The following is a 2852-nucleotide window of genomic DNA, read 5'->3' on the forward strand; positions in this document are numbered from 1 at the left end:
TTGCCGTGGGCATGGCCACCAACATCCCGCCCCACAACTTGGGCGAATTGGTGGACGGCCTGATCGCCCTCATCCACAACCCCAACCTGACCAGCCTGGAGTTGATGCAGTGGATCCCGGCTCCTGACTTTCCCACCGGGGCGCTGATCATGGGCCAAGAGGGTATCCGCGAAGCCTACACCACCGGGCGCGGCTCCATCACCCTGAGGGGGGTGGCCACCGTCGAAACCATAGAGCAGCGGGGCCGACCGGTTCGGGATGCCATCATCATCACCGAGCTGCCCTACCAAACCAACAAGGCAGCCATGATCGAGAAGATCGCCGAGCTGGTCAACGAGAAAAAGCTGGAAGGCATTGCCGACATCCGTGACGAGAGCGACCGCAGCGGCATGCGGGTGGTGATCGAGCTAAAGCGGGATGCCCAGCCGCAGGTGGTGCTCAACAACCTCTACAAGCAAACCCCCCTGCAGGCCAACTTCGGGGTCAACATGCTGGCCATCCTCAACGGCGAGCCGCGCACCCTGACCCTGCGGGACGCGCTGCAGGCTTTTCTGGATTTTCGGGAAGAGGTGATCGAGCGGCGCACCCGCTACGAGCTGCAAAAAGCCGAAGAGCGGGATCACCTGCTGCAGGGCTATCTCTTGGCTTTGGGGCAGTTGGATCGGGTGATTGCCCTCATTCGGGGAGCCGCCGATACCGCCACAGCCCGAGAGGAATTGCAGGCGGTGTTGGGCCTGAGTGAAGCCCAAGCCGACGGGATCCTGCAGATGCAGCTGCGCCGCCTCACCGCCCTGGAAGCGGAAAAAATCCAGGCCGAGCACGAAGACTTGGTGAGGCAAATTGCCGACCTGCGGGATATTCTGGCCCGCCGAGAACGGGTGATGCAGATCATCAGCGAAGAGCTGCAGCAGCTCAAAGCCCGCTTTGCCAGCCCGCGCCGTTCCCGCCTCTGTTTGGAGGATGGGGAGCTGGGAACGGATGATCTGATCGAAAATCGGGAGACGGTTATCTTTCTAACCGAGCAGGGCTATATCAAGCGCATGGGCCTTGAGGAGTTCCAGGTGCAGGGGCGAGCCACCCGCGGCAAAGCCGGCGCCCGCATCAAAGAAGACGATGCCATCGAACAGTTTTTTGCCTGTCGCAGCCACGACACCATCCTCTTTTTCACCAATCGGGGCGTAGTCTATACCCTGCCCGCCCACCAGATCCCCCAGGGGAGCCGCGCCGCCCGTGGCAGCGCCATCGTTCAGTTGCTGCCGATCACCCGGGAAGAGCGGGTTACGTCCATGGTGCCGGTGAGCCAGTTCAGCGACGACGAATATCTGGTGATGCTCACCCGCGGCGGCTACATCAAAAAAACGGCCCTCAGCGCCTTTGCCAATGTACGCTCCAACGGCCTGATTGCCATCTCTCTGGAAGAAAACGACGAACTGCGCTGGGTGCGCCGCGCCCGCTCCAGCGATGATGTGGTCATGGCGACCCGCCAAGGCATGTCCATTCGCTTCCCGGCGGATGACGAGCAACTGCGCCCTCTGGGACGGGCCACCCGGGGCGTGCGGGCCATTACCCTCAACGCCGGCGATGACATCGTCAGCATGGATATTATCTCTGCCGAATCGGTGATGGCTGCCGAGCGAGAGGGGGAGAAGCTGGCTAACCCTTGGGTGCTGGTGATCACCAAAGAAGGGCGGGGCAAGCGCTCGGCCATCGACAATTTCCGCCAGCAAAACCGCGGCGGCAAGGGGGTGATCGCCACCAAGTTCCGCCAGGCGTCGGACGAGCTGGCGGCCCTGCGCATCGTCAATGCCGAAGACGAGATCCTGTTGGTAACCGCCAGGGGCATTGTCATGCGCCAGTTGGCCAAGGCCATTCCCACCCAGTCCCGCGAGGCGACCGGGGTGCTGGTGCAGCGCCTGGATCCGGAAGACAGCATTGTGGGAGTTACAGTGGTACCCGCTGCCTTGGTTGCCGAGGAGGAGACCTCAGAAGCCAGCGCTTGATCCCCGGCCGTTACTTAGGTACGGCATTTGCCGCCGCAGAAGGGTGGGATCCCGTACCGGAGAGGGTGAGGATGGGGTGTTACCTTTGGGATAGCCCAAATTCCGGGAACGGCAAAGGCCTGTGGGATCAGGCCGAGCGCCCTAGTTTGGGCTACACCTGCTGTGTTTGTGGAGCTGGGTTACTCCATGGCGAGCCCGTTGAATTTCATCCCTGGTTTTGAGGCAGTGCAAACTCCGAGCCCCGACAACCGGCTCTGGCAATACCTGCAATCTCAGGATCCCAGCGTCTTTCAGGATATTGCCCGCAATTCTTCTCCGGAAGTGCTGGAGATCTTGGGCCACAACATCCGCAGCTTGGTGGGGAGCTTGCCCTCCGATCAATTCGGGGTTCAGATCATCACCAACCGCGAGAGCTTGGCCAAAATGCTCTCCGGCGCGATGATGGGCGGCTATTTCCTGCGGGTCATGGAGCAGCGCCTAGCCCTGGAGCAATCTTTGGGCAGTGCCTCCCAGCCTGCCAGCGCGGATCAGCCTTCGCCAGCAGAGGAGGAGGGCTAGGCTTGCAATCCACCTTTTAGCGCCGCCGAGGAGGTTCCATGCTGGATGCGGGTTTCCAGGCAAAGGGATCCCAGTTCAGCAGCCCACCGCGGCGGATTTTGGTTTGCCCGGATAGTTTTAAGGGATCCCTAACAGCCACGGCGGCGGCAGAGAGCATGGCCCGCGGGATCCAACAGGTGCTGCCGGAAGTCGAGGTGGAGCGGATCCCCTTGGCCGATGGGGGAGAGGGCACCCTAGAGGTATTGCTGCCGACGCTGGGGGGAGAGAAAAAGGGTCTGTGGGTCACCAGCCCCC

3 protein-coding genes are annotated in these 2852 nt (G+C 61.9%); all 3 read left to right on the plus strand.

Annotation, left to right across the window (positions count from 1 at the left end):
• The coding region (locus NW819_RS10370; RefSeq protein ID WP_414413689.1) for a DNA gyrase subunit A at positions 1-2000 on the plus strand (2000 nt) is incomplete at its 5' end.
• A 186-nt stretch (positions 2001-2186) separates the two neighbouring features.
• The gene (locus NW819_RS10375; RefSeq protein ID WP_011433215.1) at positions 2187-2558 is read left to right on the plus strand and encodes a DUF760 domain-containing protein; all 372 of its coding nucleotides are present in this window, start codon (positions 2187-2189) and stop codon (positions 2556-2558) included.
• Between the two features lie 38 nt (positions 2559-2596).
• The coding region (locus NW819_RS10380) for a glycerate kinase (RefSeq protein ID WP_414413690.1) at positions 2597-2852 on the plus strand (256 nt) is incomplete at its 3' end.

The organism is Synechococcus sp. R8-2 (genome assembly GCF_047461715.1).
Taxonomy (GTDB): Bacteria; Cyanobacteriota; Cyanobacteriia; order Thermostichales; family Thermostichaceae; genus Thermostichus.

Bases quoted from the DNA above. Each gene is read 5' to 3' on its own strand.
- NW819_RS10375 (WP_011433215.1), top strand. From the start codon at position 2,187: ATGGCGAGCCCGTTGAATTTCATCCCTGGTTTTGAGGCAGTGCAAACT.